This window comes from Flavobacterium sp. (assembly GCF_965262375.1).
Lineage (GTDB): Bacteria > Bacteroidota > Bacteroidia > Flavobacteriales > Flavobacteriaceae > Flavobacterium.
In genome coordinates this window covers 2,371,899-2,396,585 of record NZ_OZ253527.1, presented here as the reverse complement: position 1 = coordinate 2,396,585, position 24,687 = coordinate 2,371,899, and the positions used below count along the sequence as shown (strand labels likewise).

The 24,687-nt window shown below is 32.3% G+C and carries 27 protein-coding genes and 1 other RNA gene; 15 read left to right on the top strand and 13 right to left on the bottom strand.

Annotation, left to right across the window (positions count from 1 at the left end):
• Positions 1-54 precede the first annotated feature (54 nt).
• Positions 55-783 carry a biotin--[acetyl-CoA-carboxylase] ligase gene (locus ACQY29_RS11080; protein ID WP_428225246.1) on the bottom strand — a complete coding sequence of 243 codons (729 nt, stop codon included), beginning with the start codon at positions 781-783 and terminating at the stop codon, positions 55-57.
• Between the two features lie 102 nt (positions 784-885).
• Between ACQY29_RS11080 and rsfS the strand changes: the two genes are divergently transcribed.
• The 7 genes from rsfS to ACQY29_RS11045 all read left to right on the top strand — a co-directional run bounded on the left by rsfS (position 886) and on the right by ACQY29_RS11045 (position 6,488).
• On the top strand, positions 886-1,257 hold the full coding sequence (gene rsfS / locus ACQY29_RS11075; protein ID WP_428225245.1) for a ribosome silencing factor: 372 nt from the start codon (positions 886-888) through the stop codon (positions 1,255-1,257).
• Between the two features lie 11 nt (positions 1,258-1,268).
• Positions 1,269-3,191, top strand: a complete 1,923-nt coding sequence (ftsH, locus tag ACQY29_RS11070; protein WP_428225244.1) for an ATP-dependent zinc metalloprotease FtsH — start codon at positions 1,269-1,271, stop codon at positions 3,189-3,191.
• Positions 3,192-3,299: 108 nt separating this feature from the next.
• Positions 3,300-3,905 (top strand): LUD domain-containing protein, encoded by a 606-nt coding sequence (locus ACQY29_RS11065; protein WP_428225243.1) that lies wholly within the window; start codon positions 3,300-3,302, stop codon positions 3,903-3,905.
• 1 nt (position 3,906) lies between these two features.
• Positions 3,907-4,710: a phosphatidate cytidylyltransferase gene (locus ACQY29_RS11060; protein ID WP_428225242.1), complete on the top strand. Its 804-nt coding sequence runs from the start codon at positions 3,907-3,909 to the stop codon at positions 4,708-4,710.
• Complete coding sequence (locus tag ACQY29_RS11055; RefSeq protein ID WP_428225241.1) at positions 4,700-5,353, top strand: phosphatidylserine decarboxylase family protein; 654 nt, start codon at positions 4,700-4,702, stop codon at positions 5,351-5,353. Before ACQY29_RS11060 ends, ACQY29_RS11055 begins: the two co-directional genes overlap by 11 nt.
• Positions 5,354-5,355: 2 nt before the next feature.
• Entirely contained in the window at positions 5,356-5,625 is a 270-nt protein-coding gene (locus tag ACQY29_RS11050) for an acyl-CoA-binding protein (RefSeq protein ID WP_428225240.1), read from the top strand.
• Positions 5,622-6,488 carry a superoxide dismutase gene (locus tag ACQY29_RS11045; RefSeq protein WP_428225239.1) on the top strand — a complete coding sequence of 289 codons (867 nt, stop codon included), beginning with the start codon at positions 5,622-5,624 and terminating at the stop codon, positions 6,486-6,488. Before ACQY29_RS11050 ends, ACQY29_RS11045 begins: the two co-directional genes overlap by 4 nt.
• A 516-nt stretch (positions 6,489-7,004) precedes the next feature.
• On the opposite strand, the gene ACQY29_RS11040 is transcribed toward ACQY29_RS11045, so the two are convergent.
• Positions 7,005-8,072, bottom strand: a complete 1,068-nt coding sequence (locus tag ACQY29_RS11040; RefSeq protein ID WP_428225238.1) for a glutaminyl-peptide cyclotransferase — start codon at positions 8,070-8,072, stop codon at positions 7,005-7,007.
• Positions 8,073-8,160: 88 nt separating this feature from the next.
• Here ACQY29_RS11040 and ffs point away from each other — a divergent pair.
• From ffs to ACQY29_RS11015, 5 genes are all read left to right on the top strand, one after another.
• An RNA gene (gene ffs / locus ACQY29_RS11035) (signal recognition particle sRNA small type) lies at positions 8,161-8,259 on the top strand.
• Positions 8,260-8,334: 75 nt separating this feature from the next.
• Complete coding sequence (locus tag ACQY29_RS11030) at positions 8,335-9,327, top strand: enolase C-terminal domain-like protein (protein WP_428225237.1); 993 nt, start codon at positions 8,335-8,337, stop codon at positions 9,325-9,327.
• Positions 9,328-9,350: 23 nt separating this feature from the next.
• Entirely contained in the window at positions 9,351-10,154 is an 804-nt protein-coding gene (locus tag ACQY29_RS11025; RefSeq protein ID WP_428225236.1) for an SDR family oxidoreductase, read from the top strand.
• Between the two features lie 127 nt (positions 10,155-10,281).
• Positions 10,282-10,938, top strand: a complete 657-nt coding sequence (gene fsa, locus ACQY29_RS11020) for a fructose-6-phosphate aldolase (protein ID WP_428225235.1) — start codon at positions 10,282-10,284, stop codon at positions 10,936-10,938.
• Between the two features lie 136 nt (positions 10,939-11,074).
• Positions 11,075-11,785 (top strand): YebC/PmpR family DNA-binding transcriptional regulator, encoded by a 711-nt coding sequence (locus ACQY29_RS11015; RefSeq protein WP_428225234.1) that lies wholly within the window; start codon positions 11,075-11,077, stop codon positions 11,783-11,785.
• Between the two features lie 40 nt (positions 11,786-11,825).
• On the opposite strand, the gene ACQY29_RS11010 is transcribed toward ACQY29_RS11015, so the two are convergent.
• Genes ACQY29_RS11010 through ACQY29_RS10980 form a run of 7 tightly spaced genes read right to left on the bottom strand, consistent with a single transcriptional unit; the run spans position 11,826 to position 16,591 of the window.
• Entirely contained in the window at positions 11,826-12,386 is a 561-nt protein-coding gene (locus ACQY29_RS11010) for a 2'-5' RNA ligase family protein (protein WP_428225233.1), read from the bottom strand.
• Positions 12,387-12,400: 14 nt separating this feature from the next.
• Positions 12,401-13,354 carry a transglutaminase gene (locus ACQY29_RS11005; RefSeq protein ID WP_428225232.1) on the bottom strand — a complete coding sequence of 318 codons (954 nt, stop codon included), beginning with the start codon at positions 13,352-13,354 and terminating at the stop codon, positions 12,401-12,403.
• Positions 13,355-13,373: 19 nt separating this feature from the next.
• Entirely contained in the window at positions 13,374-14,219 is an 846-nt protein-coding gene (locus ACQY29_RS11000) for a substrate-binding domain-containing protein (RefSeq protein ID WP_428225231.1), read from the bottom strand.
• Positions 14,220-14,241: 22 nt separating this feature from the next.
• Positions 14,242-14,769: a hypothetical protein gene (locus tag ACQY29_RS10995; protein ID WP_428225230.1), complete on the bottom strand. Its 528-nt coding sequence runs from the start codon at positions 14,767-14,769 to the stop codon at positions 14,242-14,244.
• The gene (locus tag ACQY29_RS10990) at positions 14,769-15,353 is read right to left on the bottom strand and encodes a GNAT family N-acetyltransferase (protein WP_428225229.1); all 585 of its coding nucleotides are present in this window, start codon (positions 15,351-15,353) and stop codon (positions 14,769-14,771) included. The genes ACQY29_RS10995 and ACQY29_RS10990 overlap by 1 nt, the downstream gene beginning before the upstream one ends.
• 41 nt (positions 15,354-15,394) lie before the next feature.
• Positions 15,395-15,922 (bottom strand): GNAT family N-acetyltransferase, encoded by a 528-nt coding sequence (locus tag ACQY29_RS10985; RefSeq protein WP_428225228.1) that lies wholly within the window; start codon positions 15,920-15,922, stop codon positions 15,395-15,397.
• Positions 15,923-15,934: 12 nt separating this feature from the next.
• Positions 15,935-16,591 (bottom strand): endonuclease III domain-containing protein, encoded by a 657-nt coding sequence (locus ACQY29_RS10980; RefSeq protein ID WP_428225227.1) that lies wholly within the window; start codon positions 16,589-16,591, stop codon positions 15,935-15,937.
• A 33-nt stretch (positions 16,592-16,624) separates the two neighbouring features.
• Here ACQY29_RS10980 and bcp point away from each other — a divergent pair, with 33 nt between their 5' ends.
• From bcp to ACQY29_RS10965, 3 genes are all read left to right on the top strand, one after another.
• Positions 16,625-17,080 (top strand): thioredoxin-dependent thiol peroxidase, encoded by a 456-nt coding sequence (gene bcp, locus ACQY29_RS10975; RefSeq protein ID WP_428225226.1) that lies wholly within the window; start codon positions 16,625-16,627, stop codon positions 17,078-17,080.
• 187 nt (positions 17,081-17,267) lie between these two features.
• Positions 17,268-19,457, top strand: a complete 2,190-nt coding sequence (locus ACQY29_RS10970) for a glutamine synthetase III (RefSeq protein WP_428225225.1) — start codon at positions 17,268-17,270, stop codon at positions 19,455-19,457.
• 153 nt (positions 19,458-19,610) lie between these two features.
• On the top strand, positions 19,611-20,450 hold the full coding sequence (locus tag ACQY29_RS10965) for a universal stress protein (RefSeq protein ID WP_428225224.1): 840 nt from the start codon (positions 19,611-19,613) through the stop codon (positions 20,448-20,450).
• 58 nt (positions 20,451-20,508) lie between these two features.
• On the opposite strand, the gene ACQY29_RS10960 is transcribed toward ACQY29_RS10965, so the two are convergent.
• The 4 genes from ACQY29_RS10960 to ACQY29_RS10945 form a co-directional block, all read right to left on the bottom strand.
• Positions 20,509-22,365: a DUF349 domain-containing protein gene (locus ACQY29_RS10960; RefSeq protein WP_428225223.1), complete on the bottom strand. Its 1,857-nt coding sequence runs from the start codon at positions 22,363-22,365 to the stop codon at positions 20,509-20,511.
• Positions 22,366-22,604: 239 nt separating this feature from the next.
• The gene (locus ACQY29_RS10955; RefSeq protein WP_428225222.1) at positions 22,605-23,279 is read right to left on the bottom strand and encodes a hypothetical protein; all 675 of its coding nucleotides are present in this window, start codon (positions 23,277-23,279) and stop codon (positions 22,605-22,607) included.
• A 182-nt stretch (positions 23,280-23,461) separates the two neighbouring features.
• Positions 23,462-24,157 (bottom strand): DUF6048 family protein, encoded by a 696-nt coding sequence (locus ACQY29_RS10950; protein ID WP_428225911.1) that lies wholly within the window; start codon positions 24,155-24,157, stop codon positions 23,462-23,464.
• The gene (locus tag ACQY29_RS10945; protein ID WP_428225221.1) at positions 24,138-24,632 is read right to left on the bottom strand and encodes a DUF6452 family protein; all 495 of its coding nucleotides are present in this window, start codon (positions 24,630-24,632) and stop codon (positions 24,138-24,140) included. Before ACQY29_RS10945 ends, ACQY29_RS10950 begins: the two co-directional genes overlap by 20 nt.
• Positions 24,633-24,687: the final 55 nt, after the last annotated feature.

The window sequence follows — 24,687 nt, the reverse complement described above, 5'->3', positions numbered from 1 at the left end:
AATTTGGGATGTCAAAATACTTAAAATTATTGAATTATCTTTATTTCTATAGGATTAGTACAACATCGTAATTTCTTTGATGCCGTAATTTTGAATAGAATCGTCTTCATGCAAAATTTGAAGTAGGCCGTTTTGGGTTACTTTTTGTATAATCCCCATAAATTTTTGATTATTTGTATTTTCAAAAGCCATGGGTTTACCTAATTTGAATAGGATATTATGATATTTTTCCCAAAGGAAGTTTGGTGCGTTATTGATGTAAACTATGTTTTTTTGTATATTGTCAATTAAGGTGTGTAGAATGGTTTCGATATCAAATTCTGTAGAAGTAATTACTTTTAAAGAGGTTGCTTTAGGAAGGTTTTCGAAGTTTTCTTGATTGATATTCAAACCTATTCCAACAATTGAATCAATTTTTGTATCATTTTTTATACTATTTTCAATCAATATTCCGCCAATTTTTTTTGTTCCTGACATAATGTCGTTTGGCCATTTGATCGCTAAGTTTGGAATTTTAATAGTTTCTAAAGTTTCATAAACGGCAATGGCTATGGTTATATTGAGTGTGAAAATAGTATCAATTTGAGTAATAGTATCTTTAATTAATATGCTAGTTATTAGGTTTTTACCCTCTTCCGTTGACCATTTACTTCCCATTTGCCCTTTGCCTTTCCACTGACTATTTGCGGTTACGACAGTAAAGTTATCTAAGGTCTGTTTTTGTGAAAGTTTTCTTAAAAAATCATTTGTAGAATCTATGGCATTGAGTTTGATAAATTTCATCGTAGCAATTTTTGAAATTATAATTTAAAGTATCCTATATTTATCTTTCAAAATAAAGACAAAAAACAATAACTTTGCGAAAATAATTTTATTAGAGAATAAATGGCGAACAAAGAAGTAGGAAACGATATTTTATTAGCAAATATCATCAAAGGAATTGAGGATGTTAAAGGTAATGATATAGATATTTTAGATCTTAGAGCATTAGAAAATACGGTTTGTGATTATTTTGTGATTTGTAATGGTACCTCAAACACACAAGTTAATGCAATTGTTAATTCCGTGCAAAAAGCAGTTTCAAAAGAACTTAAAGAAAAACCGTGGCATGTAGAAGGAACTGATAATGGTGAATGGGTATTGATGGATTATGTACACATCGTAGTTCATGTTTTCCAAAAACATATCAGAGAATACTACAACATTGAAAGTCTTTGGGGTGATGCTAAAATTACTTCAATAGAAAACAAATATTAATTAAAGTATCTATGTCAAAGGAAACGAAACAGAATAACTTTAAATTTAACCCTTGGTGGATTTATGGCTTAATAGGAGCCATTTTTATTGGTATGTATTTGTCTGGACAATCAAGATGGATAGAACCAAAAAAAACAAATGTATCTAAGTTTTATCAGTATTTAGATGCTGGAGATGTAGATGTCGTTGAGATTGATAATGATCGATATGTTACTGTTTTCTTGAAAGAAAAGGCTTTAACAAAACCGGCTCATACAAAATTGCCTAAACAAGATTTGTTAGGTAATAAAAATCTAGGGCCACATTATACTTTCGAAATAAGTGGAAGAGATGCTGATTTTTCAAAAGATCTGAAGCAGGCATTGAAAGAAAAGAAGATTAAAGATTATGATTATAAAACCTCAGGGGGGTGGACAGATATCTTAATCAACTTTTTACCTATTGTTATTTTAATAGGTTTCTGGATTTTTATGATGCGTCGTATGTCTGGCGGTGGTGCCGGCGGCGGCGGTCAAATTTTTAGTATTGGACGTTCAAAGGCTAAATTATTTGATGAAAAAACAGATGTAAAAGTAACTTTTAAAGATGTAGCTGGTTTAGAAGGTGCTAAAGAAGAAATACAAGAAATTGTAGAATTCTTGAAAAACCCTAAAAAATATACCGATCTTGGAGGTAAAATACCTAAAGGAGCCTTGTTAGTAGGCCCTCCAGGTACAGGGAAAACCCTTTTAGCTAAAGCCGTAGCTGGTGAAGCACAAGTACCCTTTTTCTCTTTATCAGGTTCTGATTTTGTGGAGATGTTTGTAGGGGTAGGAGCCTCACGCGTTCGTGACTTGTTTAAACAAGCCAAAGAAAAATCGCCAGCAATTATATTTATTGATGAGATTGATGCAGTAGGTAGAGCTAGAGGTAAAAACAATTATTCAGGTTCAAACGATGAACGTGAAAATACACTTAATCAGCTTTTAACTGAAATGGATGGTTTTGGAACTGATACTAGTGTAATTGTTTTAGCAGCTACAAACCGTGCAGATGTTTTGGACAAAGCTTTAATGAGAGCGGGTCGTTTTGATAGACAAATTTATGTAGATCTTCCAGATATTCGTGAGCGTAAACAAATTTTTGAGGTGCATTTAGCTCCTTTGAAAAAAGTGGAAGGTTTAGATACTGATTTCTTAGCTAAGCAAACTCCAGGATTTTCGGGAGCTGATATCGCTAATGTATGTAACGAAGCAGCCTTGACTGCAGCAAGAAAAAATAAAACTGCAGTTGATAAACAAGATTTCCTAGACGCTGTTGATAGAATCATAGGCGGTTTAGAAAAGAAAAATAAAATTATTAGTACCGAAGAAAAACGTGCAATAGCCATCCATGAAGCGGGTCATGCTACAGTGAGTTGGATGCTTGAACATGCTGCTCCTTTAGTAAAAGTAACTATTGTACCAAGAGGACAAAGCTTAGGTGCGGCTTGGTATCTTCCAGAAGAACGTCAAATTGTTCGTCCACAACAAATGTTAGACGAAATGTGCGCCACTATGGGAGGTAGAGCTGCTGAGAAAGTGGTTTTTGATATGATTTCTACAGGTGCATTGAGCGACTTGGAAAAAGTAACTAAACAAGCTCGTGCCATGGTAACCATTTATGGATTGAATGACAAATTAGGAAATGTAACGTATTACGATTCATCAGGACAATCAGATTATGGTTTTTCTAAGCCTTACTCTGAAGAAACTGCCCTAGTAATTGATAAAGAAATTTCTGCAGTTATTGAAGCTCAATACCAACGAGCTATTCAAATTCTTCAAGAAAATAAAGAGAAATTAGAACAGTTAGCTGACATTTTAATAGAAAAAGAAGTTATTTTCAAAGATGATTTAGAGACTATATTCGGTAAACGCCCATTTGATAAGCCTTTACACGAAGAAATTGTTTAAAACTTAGTTAATAAAATCTATAAAAAACTCAATCTTATGTTAAAATTAGATTGAGTTTTTTTTAACTTTGATTTGAAAAACCTAACTACTTCTATTTGCAAGAGATTTATGAGTATTTTTAGAAAAATATTTGGGTCAAGTAGTGAAGCTTCAAATGAAGCCAATGACAATGAGTATAACCCATTCCAAGAAGTAAATACAAGCTTACCCGTTGATGAGTTGTTTACTTTTAACTTTAAAAAGAACGGCGGAAAGTTTTTATATTGTGAAAATATAGCCGAATTGAACGAACAATTTGAAAATATCTTAGAGGAGAACGACTGGTTTGAATCGGAAGCTATTTGTTTAGAACCTAAATTGTTTGCCATGCTTGAAACTAATAATATTAGTTATGAACAAGCAAAGTTTCCTAAATTTTTATTAGCAAGTTGTGAAAGTTTAGTGGCTGAAGATGGCGCAATAATGTTTTCTTCTTCTCAAATTAAACATCATAAAATTAACGAGCTTCCTGATAATATTGTTGTAATTGCTGGTACTAGCCAAATGGTATTGGGTAAAAGCGACGGTTTGCGTGAAATAAAAAAGCGCTACATTTCTGATTATCCCACTAATATAACAACGATTAAGTATTTTGAAAAAATTAAGGAGGAAGATTTTCTGCATTACGGAAGTTCTCCTAAAAATTTGTACTTACTCTTGTTAGAAGATTTATAGTATGAATGAAACCTTGGTTCGTGCCCTTTCTGGCGCAGTGTATGTAGTACTATTAGTTGCAGCTACTCTTTTTTCAAGAGAATCTTTACTTTTGCTTTTTGGACTTTTTTTATTGCAAACAGTGAATGAATTTTCAAAATTAATTAAGATCAATACCTTATTGGCACTGCTCTTAGCAATTTTGTCTTTTCTGAATTTCTCATACTTTAACAATAGCAACTTTAATAATTGGCTTTTAGGAGGTATTACTGTAGTAACCTTACTTTTTTTAACGAATTGGTTGTTTATGCCTAAAGTGCAAAATTTAAATCAACTGGGTTGGGGACTTTTAGTAGGTTATATCATAATTCCTTTTATTTTAATCACTAAATTAGGTTTATTAGGTGGGCAGCATTATCCACATTTTATAATTGGTGTTTTTATTCTAATTTGGTGCAATGATACCTTTGCTTATTTAGTAGGTAAGCAATTTGGAAAAAGAAAATTATTAGAAAAAATTTCCCCTAAAAAAACGATTGAAGGTTTTATAGGAGGAGTTGTTTTTGCAGTATTAGCCAGTATTTTTATTGGTATTTATTACGTAACTTTGTTGCCCGTTACTTATTGGGTAATTATAGCACTTTTAACTAGTTTTTCCGGAACAATTGGCGATTTGGTAGAATCTAAATTTAAGCGAATTGCTAAGGTTAAGGATAGTGGTGCTATTATGCCAGGGCATGGAGGTATGCTAGATCGATTAGATAGTATTATATTTGCCGCACCAATAGTTTATTTATTTTTAAAAATTGTATCGTATGTTTCATAAAGAAGGAACTAAAATTATTGCAGGAGCTTCAATTGTATTGATTGCTTCATTATTGTTGACTGAAAAGTTTTTGTTTGATATCAATTGGTTAAAAATCAGTTTACAAATAATAGCTTTGTTTTTCTATGTAATGATACTGCAATTTTTTAGAAATCCCAATCGTACTATTGCTCCAAATGAGCATACTATTGTAGCTCCAGTAGATGGAAAGGTGGTAGTTATTGAGGAAGTTTATGAAGAGGAATATTTTAAAGATAAAAGATTGATGGTGTCTATTTTTATGTCACCTATTAATGTTCATGTAACGCGTTATGCTGTTTCAGGTAAAGTAAAATATAGTAAATATCATCCTGGGAAATATTTAGTTGCGTGGCATCCGAAAGCAAGTACTGAGAATGAACGTACTTCTGTAGTAGTTGAAAACCCAGTGTTTGGTGAAATTTTATACCGTCAAATTGCTGGAGCGCTTGCAAAACGTATAGTTAATTATGCTCAAGTGGATGATGTTGCTGTTCAAGGAACAGATGCCGGATTTATTAAATTTGGCTCACGTGTAGATTTATACTTACCACTTGGAACTAAAATAAATGTGAAATTGCAAGATAAAGCAGTAGGGAATCATACTATAATTGCACAAGCTTAACAATGGCTGAAAAAGAATTAGATATTGCATTTAATGAAGCTTTCATTAAAGTTTCTAATATGGAACAAGATTCTTTGCCACAGGATGTGATGTTGCGTTTATATGCTTATTATAAACAAGCTAGTTTTGGATCAATGTCTCCTTCTAATTTTGGAAGTTTGGAGGTTAGAGATGCGTTTAAAATAAATGCTTGGATGCAAGTAAGTCATCTTTCTTCGGATGAATCTAAAAAATGTTATATTGAACTAGTCAATGAGATATTTTCAAAATGATGAAAAATAAAGCACTATTCTATTTAGCTGTAGCTACCGTTGCATTAGTCAGTTGTAAAAAGGATACTTTGGTTGAAGTGATCGATGTGCCTTCAAAGCCAATAGTAGCTATAGAGCAAAAAGGAGGCAAACCTTCTGATTTGAAAGCTGCTGAAGGAGCTTTTGAGTTAATGCAATTGCCTTATAACTATAATGCTTTGGAACCCTATATTGATGCCACTACTTTAGAGTTGCATTATGCAAAACATTTATTACCTTATGTCAATGCTTTGAATAAAAGTGTTGTAGGAACCAAATATGAAGTTTTAGATTTAGTTTCAATTTTTAAAAATATAGCTTTTAAAGATGTTGATGTAAGAAATTATGCTGGAGCAGTATACAATCATAATTTTTATTTTGAAGCCATCGCGCCAAAATCGGGTGGAGTGCCCGATGGCGATTTAATGGAAGCGATTGTCAAAGATTATGGTTCGTATGATGATTTTGTAAAAGCCTTTGCAGATTCAGCGGTTAAGATTAATGGTTCAGGTTGGATTTGGCTGATGTCAGACAAATATGGACGATTACGCATCATTACTACACCTAATAATGATGCGCCACAGATGAAAGGTTTAGGAATAACAGGTGTTCCTTTATTATGTTTAGACATGTGGGAACATGCTTATTATTTGAAATTTCAAAATAAAAAACGTGAGTATGCAAATACTTTTTTTAGTGTGCTTAACTGGTCTAAGGTTGCTGAACGTTATGGCGCTTTTTCAAAATTAAGTGCACCAAGTTCTTCTAGCGCTCCTTCAGCTGTAACTACAGAATCTACTGACAATGTACCTCAATTAGAAGAAGTTGAAAAGGCTAAAGAGTAATTTTATGTATAAAAATTCATACCAAGGAGCTGCCCTAAAGGGGTAGCTTTTTTTATGTTTCAAACTCACAATAATGGAGATGACAAGTGAATTTTTATTTTTTCTAAATCAAATATAGGCCAAAATAGATATCTATTTGTAAAGGGACTTCTATCTATAAGTGAAGGAAATCAGACTAAAAACCACCTAAAGTAGACTTCAAAAAAAGAGGCGTTAACTGCCTCTAGTATATTTTTTAATTTTTACTTCGATTTTATCTTTGAATTATGCTTTATAAATAGAATATCTCTTTGAAAATCCAATTAGTTTCCTAAACTGGACAGTCTTAAAAATATGATAGCAGGAAAACAAATAACTTCTTTCATAAGACTTTTGAATGTTAGTTATTTCAAAGCAAAAAATGACATTAAAAACTACACTTTTTTGTGATATAGCAATAAAAAAATGGCCTATATAAAACTATAGAGACCATTTCATATAAAAAGGTTGGAATCACAATTGAAAATTCCTCAAAAATTAATTTGAAATTTTAATTTCAAAAAGTTTATCCCAGTTTTTGCCAGTCACAAATATTGTTTTGGTTTTAGGATTGTATGCAATACCGTTCAAAACATCTATATCGGGATGTTGGGAAACTTTCGTTTTTAAATCACTTAAATTAATCACGGCTTCTACAGCACCTGTTGTAGGATTAATAATAGCAATTGCATCTTTTTGATAAATATTACCGTAAATTTTCCCATCTATCCATTCTAATTCGTTTACAGCAGGAACTTTCGAACTGTTTGTATATACATTTATATGGTCAACTTCTTTAAAAGTCATAGGGTCAAGGATACTGATTCGTTCTGAACTATCAGTGATAAAAAGATTTTTTCCATCATTAGTTAATCCCCAGCCTTCCATTTTTCTTGGGTATTTGAAAGTTTTTTCTTTTTTGAATGTTTGCGCATCATATACATAACCTTCATTGTTCAACCAAGTCAATTGGTAGATTTTATGATTTAAAACTGTAATGCCTTCCCCGAAAAACTCTTCAGCTAATTCTACTTTTTGAGTTACTTTTCCTGTTTTGAAATCGGTTTTACGTAAACTTGAAATACCTCTTTCGCCAGTTCCATTTCCTGCACCATTTCCAGTTCCTTCTAATAATATATCGTTATGGAATTCTAACCCTTGGGTATAGGCTTTTAAGTCGTGAGGGTAGGTGTTTACAATAGTATAATTCAATAATTTTGGTTCGGTAGTTGCTACAAGTTCAATTCGAGCGGTAGTTTCTTGTTTTTCGCCTTCAAAGAAAATCTCTGCTTTTAAATTCTGGTAACCTAGTTTTTCTTCCTCAATTTTATGGTTGAACGTTTCGTTTCCTTTGGTAGTTCCTATTTTTTTATCGTTAGTATAGTATACAATAGAATCAATAGTTTTCTCTTTTTTGTTTGTAATTACTAGCGAAATGTCTTCGCCAGTGTGATACATGGCCTTAAATTTAGCCTCATCAAAAGAAAATAAATTTTTTTTATCACCACTACACGCCGTTACAATTAATAATAACGAAGTGACAACTAACAAGTTATGTTTTTTCATTTTAAAATTATTTACCATCACAATATACAAAAGGTATTTTGTTTGACAAAAGTGCTTGCAAATTTAAATTTTGGTCGTATATTTGCACCGGCAAGTCCTACACGACCAGCTCCTGCAGACTCCTCCAGGGTGGGAACGCAGCAAAGGTACGCGGTTGTAGCGGTGCGATGTAGGTCGCTTGCCTTTTTTGATTGCAATAAATACCTTAAGATATAATCCCGAATGTGTTCGGGATTTTTTATTTTTGAGCCAAATTATAACTATGCAACTTTCTTGGCAAAAAGTCAAACTTCCTCTTAAGGAAACTTTCTCCATTGCGTATGGAAACTATTCCTATCGCGAAGCACTCATTGTTACTTTGCAATATTTGGATAAAACGGGATATGGCGAATGCACAGCTATCGATTATTATGGTATTAATGTGGAAGATTTAATTACGCAACTTAATTCAAGCAAAACTTTAATTGAATCTTTTAAAATCGCTAATCCAAAAGAGTTTTATGCGTTTTTATCAAGTATTGGTTTATCCTCATTTCTAAAGTCTGCTTTGGATTGTGCTTACTGGGATTTGTTTGGAAAATTAGAACATAAAAATTTTTTGGAATTGAATAAAATTGATTCTAAAAATATTCCTGAATCTTCTATTACTATAAGTGTAGATACATTGGAAAATCAGTTAAAAAAAATTGATAAATCCCAATGGAATAGCTTTAAAGTAAAAACGAAGGGTTTGCAAAAGCAAACTATAGAAATATTAGCTGAATTAGGCAGGCCTATAGCAATTGATTCCAATGCTAGTTTTACGGTCGCAGATTGTGAATGGATTGGGGCTAATGCCTTAGCATCTAAGTTTACGTATTGGGAGCAACCGATGGCTGTGGGAGATTATGCTACTTTGAAAAAAGATAGCTATGCAAATTGGATGGCAGATGAAGATTGCCAAAATAAAGAGCAATTAGTGGCATTGAAAGCGCATTATAATAGTATTAATATCAAATTAGTTAAATGTGGAGGCTTAACCCCAGCTTTAGATTTGATCGCCACTGCTCGAGCTTTACATTTCAAAATTATGATAGGATGCATGACTGAATCGACCGTAGGAATCACAGCTGGTGCAATGTTAGCTCCTTTGGTTGACTATGCTGATTTAGATGGGGCTAATTTGATTGCGAAAGATATTGCCAAAGGGAGTCAGGTTATAAACGGAAAAATTGAATTAACTTCGAAACCTGGATTAGGAATCGAATGGTTATAAATTTATAATAAAATAGAACACTAATGAGTAAAGTTGTTGTCATTACAGGCGGTTCGTCAGGAATAGGAAAAGCCATAGGAGAATATTTACAGGATAAAGGATGCATAGTTTACGGGACGAGTCGTACACCAGAAAATGTGCTAGATTCAAAAATCAAATTAGTCGCTTTAGATGTTAGAAATGTAGCGTCGATACAAACAGCTATCGCTACTGTGATTCAAGAAGTAGGTAAAATAGATGTACTCATCAACAATGCTGGAGTTGGAATTACAGGGCCTATTGAGGAAATTCCAACCCAAGAAATGCGCAATAATTTTGAAACTAATTTTTTTGGACCTATTGAAGTTATGAAAGCGGTTTTACCTCAAATGCGTAAACAGCAATCGGGCTTGATTATCAATATCACGTCTATTGCAGGATATATGGGTTTGCCGTATCGCGGAATTTATTCTGCTTCAAAAGGTGCCTTAGAGCTGGTTACCGAAACATTGCGTATGGAAACCAAACAATTTGGCATTGAAATTACTAATATAGCCCCAGGCGATTTTGCTACCAATATTGCTTCAGGACGTTATCATGCCCCTGTGATTTCTGGTTCAGCTTATGAAAAAGTATATGGAAATACGTTAAACGAAATGAATTCGCATGTTGATAGCGGGAGTAACCCTATAGCAATGGCGGAAGCGGTTTACCGTATTATGAATACTTCAAAACCCAAAATTCATTATAAAGTAGGGGCGTTTATGCAAAAATTCTCTATCGTTTTAAAAAGAGCTTTACCTGATAAAATGTATGAGAGAATGTTGATGAATCATTATAAGTTATAGATACAACGATTCAATTAATATCGCAAGTAGTAATTGGATATTGAAATTGCGCTTTGTAATTGTTATTACTATTGTTTATTTGTAATTTTGCACCAACACAATATAATTTTAAATAAAATATAAAATAATGAAATTTTTTATTGACACAGCTAATTTAGAGCAAATTAAAGAAGCACAAGCCTTAGGGATTTTAGATGGGGTTACGACTAATCCGTCATTAATGGCTAAAGAAGGGATTACGGGTAAAAATAACATCTTAAAGCATTACGTTGACATTTGTACTATTGTAGATGGTGATGTAAGTGCAGAAGTTAATGCTTTGGACTTCGAAGGCATGGTTAAAGAAGGGGAAGAGTTGGCTGATTTGCACGAGCAAATTGTTGTAAAATTGCCAATGACAAAAGAAGGAATTAAAGCATGTAAATATTTTTCTGACCGTGGTATTCGTACTAATGTTACTTTAGTTTTCTCAGCAGGTCAAGCGTTATTAGCAGCAAAAGCAGGTGCTACGTATGTATCGCCTTTCTTAGGTCGTTTAGACGATATTTCAACTGATGGATTAAATTTGATTTCTGAAATCCGTGATATTTATGACAATTATGCTTTCGAAACACAAATTTTAGCAGCATCTGTGCGTCACACCATGCACGTGGTTAACTGTGCTAAGATTGGTGCTGATGTAATGACAGGTCCTTTATCATCAATTACAGGTTTGTTAAAACATCCTTTGACCGATATCGGTATTGCGCAATTTATTGCTGATTACGAGAAAGGGAATAAATAATAAAATAAAAGGTTCTGTAAAAAAGAACCTTTTCTGTGAAATATTTTTTAGAATCTAAAGTAGAAATTTGCATTACTAGTAGAGTACTTCTATTTTTGTATTATAAAATCATCTACTAAAGTACAAGAGTTTAGAAATGGGAAGAGCGTTTGAATTTAGAAAAGCACGTAAAATGAAACGTTGGTCAGCAATGGCTAAAACGTTTACAAAAATTGGCAAAGATATCGTAATGGCAGTTAAAGAAGGAGGTCCAAATCCTGAAACTAACTCCCGTTTACGTGCTGTTATCCAAAATGCAAAGGCAGCTAATATGCCTAAAGATAATGTTGATCGTGCTATTAAAAAAGCTTCAGATAAGGATACTGCTAACTATAAAGAAGTTTTATTTGAAGGTTATGCACCTCATGGTATTGCAATTTTAATTGAAACAGCTACTGATAATAATAACCGTACAGTTGCTAACATTAGAAGTTATTTTAATAAATGTAATGGAACTTTAGGAACTCAAGGTTCTGTTGAATTTATGTTTGATCATACTTGTAATTTTCGTATTGCAGCTGAAGGACAAGATGTTGAGGAACTTGAATTAGAAATGATTGATTTTGGAGTAGAAGAAATCTTTGCTGATGAAGACGGTATTGTTATGTATGCTCCATTTGAAAGTTTTGGTGCGATTCAGAAAGAATTAGAAAATAGAAGTATTGAAGTATTATCTTCAGGTTTTGAAAGAATTCCTCAAATAACAAAAGAGCTTAATCCAGAGCAAATTGCTGATGTAGAGAAATTATTAGAAAAAATTGAAGAAGATGACGATGTGATGAATGTTTTTCACACGATGCAAGAATAATTTACTTAACTGCCCTGTTTTAACTAGGGCAGTTTTTTTTTTAAAATAAACATAATTGTGGATTTTCCTGAATCGTATTTCCAAACAAAAATTCATCTATAGTATCAAATTGTTTTCGTTGGGTGTTAAAAATTCTAAGTGCAAGCCGATCGCAATTGAATCGTATTTGAGGTTTATTAGAGAAACAGTTGTAGGTTTTTTGTATATTTTCAGTTGTTATTCTTCTGCCTATTGATAGATGAGGCTCTGTACTTTTAAGGGTAGTTTTGAAGTTGAATTTTTTGTGAAATTCTTGCATTATAGTTTTAAAATATTGTTTGGAGTCTGCATTTGGTGCTAAGAAAAAAGCACCATTAGCAAAATGGTCAAAATGATCAAAAACTACTTCTTGCGTTTGAAAAGGTAAAACTATTTTTGAAAGCTGTTCTTTTATTTTTTCAATTTGATCATTTGAACATTCAAATTCGTTTAAAGTGATATGTGCCAAAGAATTTCTGCTGTTGTACCATCCGATTTCCGTAAATAAAACATCTTTCATTTTTTTTACTTCTTGAATTACTTCTGGTGAAGGTTGTATAATAACGGAATAAGTGTGTAGCATTTTGTTATTTTAAATTAATCACTTAAAGTAAGTTGTCCTAAAATAGACTCACTCATAAATTTACCTCCTGGATAAGTTCCTGTATAATCGAGGTTTAGCCAAATGTGTCCACGTTCGTCTAAATGATAATGAATTTGTTTGCCTTTACTTTCTTGCACAAACAATACTTTACGAATAAGGTAAGTAATATTTTCTAAATCTCGCTTGGTACCTATATACATTTCTGGATAAATATGCGCATCGGTATGAATAAGTCTTGGTATTCCACCTACTGCTTTAACTCCCGCAGCCATCAAAATAGCATGATCATCACAATCACCCGAAAAGTGTTGTAGTGATTCTGTAGCGGAAGCTATGTAGTTATTCCCTAACGGATCATTCACATAATTCCAACGAGATTTGACTTCTTTAAATACAGCAAAGCATTGAATAATAGTACGGTATTCTTGATAGCCTTTTAGTCTCACTTCATTTCTGAAATGTTTTGTAGTAGCCCATAAGGCAAAGTTTCTAACTTTAGGATTACTATAGTTGATGGCTTTTATAACTTTATATTTATTCGGAAATGGAAGTAATTTATCAATGATAATATCCTGTGGGTACGGATTGTCTCCCATAGTATACATCATGGAACGATAATCGTCATAAACACGATAAAATCCGTAATTTCCTAAAAAAGTACCATAGGTTAAAATAAGACCATAGGCAAAAATCCCTACAATTATATATTTCTTTATTTTCCGAAGTACTAAATAATAAGAAAAAAGTATGAGGATAAACAGTGTAATTCTATCCCAAGGAATCATCCATTGCGTTTCAAGTAAATTGTGATGTGCAATGATAAATGAAGGTATAGTCAATAAAATAGATAAAATAAAAATGACTACTGCATCCCAAGGTTTAGGCAAGGAAAGTTTGCTTTTAAACTTTTCGTACATATTAGGTGTTGATGGAGTAGTCATTGTCATACAACGGTAAAAATAACTATTATTTTACAACCGTATCAAACAAAATTTTATGTTCAATTAAATTTAATTCAAAAAGTTGGTCCTGTACTTTGTCGAATGTTTTTTTATCCAATTTCTTTTGTGACCAACGTGTTATTTTTAACCAATCTTGAATGTCTTCCAGCTTTTGATTATAGCGAGAAGCTAACGTTCGATCTATACTTGGAATGTCTTTAAATTCAATAGTAGTATTGTTTATGATATCTAAAATCAATTCAATTGTACTCTCATTTTCTTTTAAAAATGAATTACGAACAGCAATTACAAAACAAGGCCAAGGTGTAGGACAATCGGCAATTTTTCTAAAAATCCCATTATCTACAAGCGGTTTGGTCATGAATTTCTCCCACATGAAATAGTCAGCTTTGCTATTTTGTAAGGCATCTACAGCTCCATCTATCGTATTTACAATTTCAAAATTAAGGTTTGACGTCTCCCAATTTTGTTGTTGTGCATTAATATAGCTCATCAAATGAGAACCTGAACCTATTCTTGAAATAGCCGCCGTACTATTTTTTAATTCAGTTAGTTGATTGAATTCTGATCGAGCATCTACATGAATTCCCCAAATTAAAGGCGATTGCACGTAAACTTGAATTATTGTACTGTCATTCCCTGCAGCAATGTCTTTAATTATGCCTTCTGTCAGAATTACGGCTATATCAGTTTCTGCATTGCGAAGCATTTGACACATTTTTCCGGTACCTTCTGGTACATCAGTCCATTGTAAATCGATACCTACTTGGTCAAATTCGCTATTTTCAATACATAAGTGCCAAGGCAAATTGAAATGTTCTGGTACTCCTGCAATTTTTACTGTTTTCATAGTTATTTTCTAGATTTTTGGACTATTCAGATAGTTTTTGAATACAAGTTTCTCTTATTTTCCAAATTTCATCAAAACTTTTGGATTGATGGGTTTCTTGCATCCAATTTTTTAAAAATTCTTTATGATAGTGTACTTTATAATCACTTACCTGATAAGGTTCGATTTCAATTTCCTCTAAAATATCATTTTTAATTTTAGGATATAAGGAATCTTCAACAGTATAATCAAATGGTACACCGTCAATTTTAAGATAACAATGTGCTTCTGGAATATATTCTAATTGATTTTCATTCAAATAATTAGCTAGAATAGGCATATTCTCAGCATTCATCTTAAAGATTCCTATAATAAGTTGCACATTGTCTTTGTTGAAATCCTTTGCTAAGGTTTTTAATAAGGCATGTTTAGAGCTACAGGTACCTTTATTTTCGGTTAATACTAAGGAAAAATCTTCGCGATTAGCATTTCTGCCGTATGGAATTGCTTTGATATATAGGGTTAGTGCATCCCAACTTGCAATGTTTTTTTTATGTAAGTATTTGAGCATCAAATATTTTTTATTAGATAAGGGATATCATGAAGCACTCCTTTAGTGATTAACATATCGTATTTTAAAGTTCCTAATTCATACCAATTCCAAGTGTCTTTGCCATCTAAAAAATCATTAACTAAGCGCATATGAATTTTATGAGCCATTTTGTTACTACTCATATTATTAGATTGCGTGTAGGCAAAAATTTTGGGTAGTTTCAAATTTTTAAAGGCATATTTGATCCAAACATGAAAAATTTCGAAACCTAATTTTTTATTCCAATGGGCTTCATCAATACATATGCCTATATCGTAAAAGTTATTCTGTCCATTTACGGTGTTTTCGTTGAATTTTAATCCTCCCCAACCAATAAATTCATTGGTTTCTTTTAAAATTATGGCATAACGACCAATTTTATGTTTGATGTATTGACTCGATATAGTGTTAACTAAAAATTTAGTTTGATTGATATCGGTAGCGGGTTTTCCCCATAAATATTCATGCACATTTGGATTTGAATCCATACGGAATAAATCCTCAACATCTTCTTGTTGAATAGGGCGCATAAGTAATCTTTCGGTTTCCAGTATAAAACTCATATTTTGGAGCGATTAGAAGAATTTTACTACTAAAATATAAATTATTTTTGATTTAATTGCCACCAATTCCACTGTACACCATCTTCTGCGGTATATTCTTCCATGAAATTAAATCCCGTTTTCTTTAAAATATGATTTGAAGCTTGATTTTCAAAATGGGTGTATGCATGCAAAGTTTTGATTTCCATAGTATTGAAAGCATATTTAATCCAAGCTTCGGTAGCTTCGCTAGCATAACCCTTGCCCCAAAACTTTTCATTTAGTCGATAACCATAATCGTAAAAATTTGTGTTACCATTTTCTATATGATCATTTACAAATTTGATACCTGTCCAGCCTATAAGTTCTCCAGTTTCTTTTAATAGGGTAGAAAAACGACCAATACCTCTTTCTTTATATTGTTTTTGCACCATTTCAATTACCTTATATATTTCATTAATATCGGTCACAGGGGTTTGCCATAGGTATTTGTGTACATTAGGATTTTTATCTAACTCAAATAATTCCTCAGCATCTTTTAATTCGAATGGACGGAGTAAAAGTCTAGGTGTTTCTAGTTGTAGTTTCATAGCTGTAAAATTTTATTTTTTCTTTTTTAGTTGTTCTTTTATTACGGTACTTCTACCTATAGTTTGTGTAATAATATCTTTTTCTAAATTCCAGCCTCTTGCTGGAGAATATTCGCGCCCGTACCATATAATTTGTAAATGCAAATCATTCCAGCAGGATTCAGGGAACAAACGTTTAGCATCTTTTTCGGTTTGTTGAACAGTAGAGCCATCACTTAAATTCCAACGATACATTAATCTATGAATATGTGTGTCAACAGGAAATGCTGGAACTCCAAAAGCTTGACTCATAACTACACTTGCTGTCTTATGTCCAACAGCGGGTAAGTCTTCTAAAGCTTCAAAGGATTGAGGAACTTGACCTTGGTGTTTTTCAATCAAAATTTGTGATAATCCATATATTCCCTTCGATTTCATAGGAGAAAGTCCGCAAGGACGGATGATGTCTTGAATTTCTTCGATGCTCATTTTTACCATATCATACGGATTATCTGCTTTAGCAAATAGTATAGGAGTAATCTGATTCACTCTTACATCGGTGCATTGAGCAGATAGGAGTACAGCTATTAATAAGGTATAGGGATCTTTATGATCTAAAGGAATAGGTATTGTAGGGTAAAGTTCGCTTAAAGTATTAATAACGAATTTAACTTTTTCCGCTTTGGTCATTTTGAATTATTTTTACCAAAAATACATAAAACAATGACAAATTTAAAAATTGGTGATCAAGCACCTGATTTTACAGCTTGCGATGAAAACGGTACTTTACATAGTTTAGCGGATTATAAAGGAAAAAAAATTGTACTTTTCTTTTATCCAAAAGCAAATACCCCAGGTTGTATTAATGAAGCGTGTGACTTGCGTGATAATTATGATCGTTTTGTTGCTAATGGCTATGTTTTACTTGGCGTTAGCGCGGATTCAGTAAAAATTCAAAAAAAATTCACAGAAAAATATAATTTCCCTTTTCCTTTATTAGCCGATGAAAGCAAAGAGGTTATAAATGCTTATGGGGTTTGGGGACCTAAGAAATTTATGGGGCGTGAGTTTGATGGAATTCATCGTACTACATTTGTAATTAATCAAGAGGGAATTATTGAGGATATTATTTTGAAAGTTAAAACAAAAGAGCATACCAATCAATTATTAAAAATATAATCAACCTTTTTAAAATACATAAATTAAAGTTTGAAGCATCACTTAATAAGGGGGGGGGGGTAAATGTGTTAAATTGTTTTTTTAGACAAATCATGTGAAAAAAAGAGGGGGGTATGTGTCTTTTTATTTGAAAAATTTAGTAGATTTGCATCAAAATTAAAGGGTATAAACTACTTAAAAACATTTTATGGCAACATTTCGCTTCCAATCGCTTCAAAAAGCAACAAGCAGACCAACCGTTTTGGTTGAAGAGCTAGACAGAAAATCAGCTATTTTTGGTTCAAACGTGTTTAATGACAAAGCTATGCGTCAGCATTTGACATCTGAAGCTTACAAGGCTGTTCAGAATGCTATCCAACACGGAATTAAAATAGACCGTAAAATTGCAGACTATATTGCAATGGGTATGAAAGAGTGGGCTTTATCTAAAGGCGTTACGCACTATACACACTGGTTCCAACCTTTAACAGGTACTACGGCTGAAAAACACGATGCTTTCTTTGAAACGTCTATGGACGGAAGTGACCCAGTTGAAAAATTTGGAGGTAGTCAATTAGTACAACAAGAGCCAGATGCTTCGTCTTTCCCTAACGGAGGTATCCGTAATACCTTTGAAGCTCGTGGATATACGGCTTGGGACCCAACATCTCCAGCATTTATCTTTGGTACTACTTTATGTATTCCTACTGTTTTCATTTCGTATACAGGAGAAGCTTTAGATAATAAAACACCTTTGTTACGTGCTTTGCAAGCTATAGATGTAGCGGCGACAGATGTAGCTAAATATTTTGATAAAAACGTTAAAAAAGTTACGCCAACTTTAGGTTGGGAGCAAGAATATTTCTTAGTAGATGCCGCTTTAGCAGCTTCTAGACCTGATATTTTAGCAACTGGTAGAACGTTATTAGGGCATACTTCTGCAAAAGGACAACAATTAGAAGACCATTATTTTGGTTCTATTCCTACACGTGTGTTAAACTATATGCGTGACTTAGAAAATGAGTGTATGTTATTAGGGATTCCTGTAAAAACACGTCATAATGAGGTGGCACCTAATCAATATGAATTAGCACCTATTTTTGAAGAGACAAACTTAGCGGTGGACCACAATTCATTATTAATGGATGTGATGCAAAAAGTAGCAGAGCGTCATAGCTTCAAAGTGTTAATGCACGAAAAACCTTTCAAAGGAGTAAATGGTTCAGGTAAACACAACAACTGGTCTTTAGCGACGGATACAGGAATCAACTTGTTATCTCCAGGTAAAACACCTATGAGTAACTTACAATTCTTGACCTTCTTTGTGAATACTATTAAAGCGGTTCATGATTATGAAGAATTATTAAGAGCGTCTATTGCTTCAGCAAGTAACGACCACCGTTTAGGAGCTAACGAAGCGCCACCAGCAATTATTTCAGTATTCATTGGTCAGCAATTGACTAAAGTATTAGAGGAATTAGAAGGGGTTTCTAACGGTAAATTATCGCCAGAGGAAAAAACAGATTTAAAATTAAACGTTGTAGGTCGTCTTCCAGATGTATTCTTAGATAATACTGATAGAAACAGAACGTCTCCATTTGCTTTTACAGGAAATAAATTTGAATTCCGTGCAGTAGGTTCTTCAGCAAACTGTGCTACTTCAATGGCTACCTTAAATACCATTGTAGCCAAACAATTAAAAGAATTCAAAAAAGAAGTTGATGCGTTAATTGAAGCAAAAGACTTGAAAAAAGACGAGGCTATCTTCAATATTTTACGTGAGTACATCAAAGAAACTAAAAATATCCTTTTCGAAGGTGATGGTTATAGCGATGCATGGGAAGTGGAAGCTGAAAAACGTGGTTTAAGCAACCATAAAACCACTCCTAAAGCTCTAAAAGCTAAAGTTTCTCAAAAAGCAATCGAATTGTTTGGTGAAATGGGAGTAATGAACCATGTTGAGATGGAAGCTCGTTACGAAATTGAATTAGAAGAGTACACTAAGAAAATTCAAATTGAAGGGCGTGTATTAGGGGATATAGCTCGTAATCACGTAATTCCTACAGCTATTCGTTACCAAAACGTACTAATCGAAAATGTAAAAGGATTGAAAGAAATCTTTGGTGCAGATTTCGAAAAAGTTGCAAAAGAGCAAATAGGATTAATTAAAGAAATCTCTGAACATATTGAAGGTATCAATAAAAATGTGGATGCTATGATTGAAGAGCGTAAGAAAGCTAATAATCTTACTTCTTCAGAAGAAATGGCAGAAGCGTATTGTGATAAAGTTAAACCTTACTTTGATATTATTCGTGAACACTCTGATAAATTAGAGCTATTAGTAGATGATGAAATGTGGACATTAACTAAATATAGAGAGCTATTGTTTACGAAGTAATTTTCTTAATTCTTATAAAGTTAAAACCGTTTCTTGAAAAAGAGACGGTTTTTTTTGTTTAATTATTTGTTAATGATATTTATCATTAAAAAGTTGAGTTTTTAGTTGTAAATTTATTACATGATTTAATGCATTTAACTTAATCAAAATCAAATGAAAACTATACTTGTACCGACCGATTTTTCCGAAATAGCTGATAGTGCTGTTCTTTTTGCGATGCAAATCGCTAGTAAAATTGATGCAAAAATTGTTTTATTGCACACTTATAATTATCCATTGGTAGATCCTCAAAATTTAAATATTTCAGTAAATTATGTTGCTGCCAATTTAGATTTGGTCGAATTTGAAGAATTTAAAAATAACAAGAAACATTTACATGATAAAGCATTTGAAAATGGTTTTGAAAAAGGTTTTGAAAATATTGAAATGACACATCGATTGGTTTTAGGAGAATTAAATTCGACAATTAAAGAATGTATTACTGAAGAAAAAATAGACCTGTTAGTTATGGGGACTAACGGAGAAGAGGATTGGTTTACTAAATTATTAGGTAGTAATGCGGATTCGGTAATGTTAAATGTAAATATCCCAGTACTTATTTTGCATGACGCTATTGAAATTGCAAATTTTGAAAATATTGGTTTTGCAACTCGTTTCAGAGCTAAGGATAAGATTTTTTTGAATGATACCATTCATTTTGCAGAGCAATTGAATATAAATGTCAAATGTTTTCACGTCTTAGATAATAATGAGGAAGTATTAAATGATACTAAAGCCGAATGGGAAAAAGAGTTTGGAAACAAAGTAACATTTCATCTCCATCCGGATACAGATGTTGTAGAAGCAATAGATTTTATGGTCAATCATCATCAAGTAGATATTTTAGCTATGGTTACCTATAAACGTGATTTTTTAACAGAATTGTTTACAAAACGATTAACACAAAAAATAGCTCACAAACTTAAGATTCCAATACTGGTTTATCATGCCTGAAAAATAGGATAGATAAAGCATAAAAAAGGTTGCACTAAGGCAACCTTTTTTTATGAATTTATATGCTACGAATTTGTTTCAATTTTTCTTTCCAAACAGCTAATTCTTCTTTATGACGTTCAATGCTTTTCTTTACCTCAATCACCATAGGGTTATCTTTTTTGGCATTAGCAAAGAATTGAATATTATTTTCTAATTGAAAAATTTCATTTTGAACTTCTTCTACTTTACGTTGAATAAAGACTTTTTCATTGTCTATTTTTCGTTGACCTTCTTGTGATAGTTGTTCTAATCGGTTGTTAAAACGCACCATTTCGGCTTCACGTTTACTACTAGTAAGATTTTCAAACAAGCCGTCTAGCACTTTATTAAATTTTCCATCAATATGACGACGTGAAAAAGGCACTTTACCTAAAGTTTTCCATGTTTCTATATGAACTTTAATGGCGTCTAAATCCGCTTTATGTTCACCAGTGAAAGTGAAGGCTTTAACGATTTCTAAATATTCCTTCTTCTTTTCAAAGGCTTCTAATTCTACAGCTTCGTTTTGATTTCTAAATTGGTGCAAACGATCAAAATAGTGGTTACAAGCTTCCTTAAATTCAGCCCATACAGCATCCGAGAACTTTTTAGGTACATGACCTACTTGCTTCCATTCTTCTTGAATTTTTTTCATGATTGGAGTTGTGATTTCAAAATTATCACTCTCCATCAATTCTTTAGCTCTAGCCACTAAAGCATTTTTTTTATCCAGATTTGTTTGCTGCTCTTTTTTAATATCTTTATAAAAAGCATTTTTATTGGAGTTAAAATTCCTAACAGCAGTTTTGAAATCAGCCCAAGTTTGTTCGTTTACTTCTGCTGGAACTTTACCTGTTTCGAAAAAAGCTTTTCGTAAGGCTTCAATTTTGTTTATTTGTCCTTGCCAAGCAGAGTGCACCGTAATTTTTTCCTGTGCAACTTCTTCAATTTGATTAATCAAATTACGTTTAGTTGCTAAATTTTGATTTTCTTTTTCTCTTTGTTGTTCAAAAAGATTTTCACGTTTTTCATGCATTTGGCGGGTAACTTCGCTAAAAGCTTTCCAAATTTCCTCGCGTTTTTCTTTTGAAACAGGACCTATTTCTTCTTTCCAAACTTTATGTAAGAGTTGTAATTCTCTAAAAGCTTTGAAAACATCTTGCTCATTCAAAAGACCTTTTGCTCTTTCGATGATGATTAATTTTTTATCTAAATTGTGTTTGAAGTCTAAATCACGTGCTTCGCGATCAAGATGTAAAATATCATAGAAATTTTCTACATGGAAATGGTAATTATTCCAAACATGGTTGTATTTGTCTTTTGGAATAGCTCCCGCATTTTTCCAACGTTCACGAATATCATTAAATTGTTTTAATAAATCTTTGATATTTTCTTTTGATGCAACTAAAATTTTTAATTCTTCAATTAAATGTAAACGCGTTTGTAGGTTGTTTTTTAATTTAGTCTCTAAATTTTTAAAATGGGTATTTTTTTTGTTTTTATACTCATTATATAAAGTGTCAAATTTAGATTTTAAAGGAAAATGATATTCAAATTCTTCAGTAGGATTGTCAACTAAAAATTCTTCTTTTTTTTCCTCTATGAAATGGTAATATTTCGATAAAAATGCATTTTTGATTTCCTCAACATGATTACGAATAGCCATAACTTTGTCTAAAGCTAGCAAGTCAGTCAACTCGTTAACTAAGATTTCCATATCCATAGTGTCATATTCCTTCATAGGAATCTGATGTTCTTCCTCCAAAGTTACATCTTCACTGACTTCAGCGTTTAGGTTTTCAATGGTTTCAATCGCTTCATTTAAAGTGTTTTGCGATTCTTGTAATTCAATTCCATCTGCTTTTAGCAGGTTATCATTCATTTCTTCTTGCATAGCGCAGGATATTTACAGTTAGTTAATTTCAGACCAAGTTAGTAAAATCATACTAAAATCAAAAAGAAATCACGTTATAATGCATTTTTTTTAAGTTGAATTACGTATTAATACTTCAACTGTTTGTAAAATAGAAAGATAGGTAGATGGTCAACTGTATTGAAAAAAGAACTACTTGCTTGTTAAATTATGAAAAGGAAAAGCCCCATACGAATACAGGGCTCTTTAATGTCGATTTTTTACTTAGTTTGTGAAGGCTGACTTTCTAGCTTTTCTTTGTTTTGACGATAATACATAGTATTGCTTTCTACATTTCCTAAGGATGTATCTTCAGGAGTAGAACGGTAACAATAATCATCATTAGTATTCGAATTACGAGGGAAATCATAAGGGCGAATGTAGCCACTACGCGATCCTTTAACAGATCCAAAGATATCTATAATTCGTCCTTTGCAATCGTATACAATACGCATGCCTCCAATTTGTGTTAGTGCAAAATTGTTATATCGCATAAATACAGTACCTATTCTATTTACTCGGTCATAGGCATCATAATTGATAAAAGTATTGCCCACCCTACGAACACGTCCTAAAACATCTCGTTCTATACGCACACCATAATTTTCAGGGCAATGTTTATCAGTTGTCAGACTACTTCTTTTTCCTGCTGTTTTAAAATAATAATCTCCTTGCGCTCCATCTTCAGGGCGTGTATTAAAATCAAATTCACCGTTAGGAAAAACAAAAAACTCTATACCTCTCTCTATAAATTGTATAGGTTCGGCTTCTCTATAATTAAATTTAGTATAAGTTATAGGATTATCTAATAGAGTTTTAGTGATTAACTTTTCTGAAGCATTGGATGCATTTCCAAATAAAAATAATCCTGTCAATAAAAATGTAAAGTTTTTCATAGTAATTCAGATTAAAATTAGGCTTACTCTTTATCCGATTTTCAGCGCTCTCGGGTTTTTAGAATTTTTTTCTAATTATCCCTATTCAAGTTATGTGCCAAATTTTAATTTTCTGAATTCTGAAGTTTTTAAATGGGTATGAAAATTATATATGTTATTGTATGTCAGGGTTATGCTGATCTTTATTTTTTCTTTTTATAGAGAGGTATAAAATAAGTAATTGTATAATTCCAGCCAGCCCCAAAGCTACCGTTATACGTGCGGTTGAAACCAGGAATATAGAGATTGTCAAAATTTTCAGGTTTCTGTTCAGCTATAAGGTAATTGATTCTAAAACTAAATCCTGCATAAACATTATTGAATAACTTAGCTTTTAATCCGGCAACTACTTCTGCCCAATGCGCGTTCAAACCGTCAAATTTTGTTCCAGGTTCTACGGCAGCACTTTTAGGAAAATAGCCATTCACATCGTATATCTGATAGGAATTTAATTGTTGGCTAAAAGTACTTGCACCATAACGCAAACCTAAATGAATCATATTTTCCATGTTTAGCCAATTTTTATAAAAATTGGTGTCAAATCCAGCTTTGATATAACTCCCTTTTGTGGTAAAATCTAAGCGAGTGTCTTGAGTTGTTTTGTTTTCATTACCAATTTCGGCGGCTAAATATGTTTTCTTAGAAATTCGATAATCGCCCACGAGTTCTATTCCTTTATAATTCTTGTCATAGATAGAACGAGCAATTTTTGAAATATCAGCCCCAAAACGTAAACCATAACGTTCTGTTTTTTTTATAGTATCATTGGGTTTTTCTTGTGAAAAACTATTAGCAACAGTCAATACTATGAAGATAATACTAGAAAAATATTTTAACATGTGTTTCTTTTTCATTTGTAATGGAATGATTTAGGATAACAATCTCTTGGATCCATTTTTTAGGACTACTTAGGGTGATACCGTCAACAGCGTTTAATTCAAAAACTGAAATATAACCACAAGCTCTAGAGATAAACAAATCATTTCGTTTGTAATTCATTGTGATTTTATCTTCTAAATTTAGAGTTGTACTTTTAGAATTGATGGTAAAAGTATAATTAACTAAGTTATCGTTTACTTTTAAAGGTAGTTCAATTTTGTTCGTACTTGTAAAATTCAAAGCATTAGTTTGTCCCTCAGCGATAACTTTTAAATCAGTTATATTTTTTTTATTGGTAGGACTGTTATTGTCATAAAATTCAACAATCAATCGTGGAGTAGTGGGAGTGCCTTGTTCACAAATATCATCTTTTTCACAGTTTAAAAAAGCTGATGTGAAAATGATGCCAAATAATCCAAAAAGTATTTTTTTCATATTTATAGCTTTATTGATCTTTAAAAAAGAGTGATTAATTATATTTATGATTAAT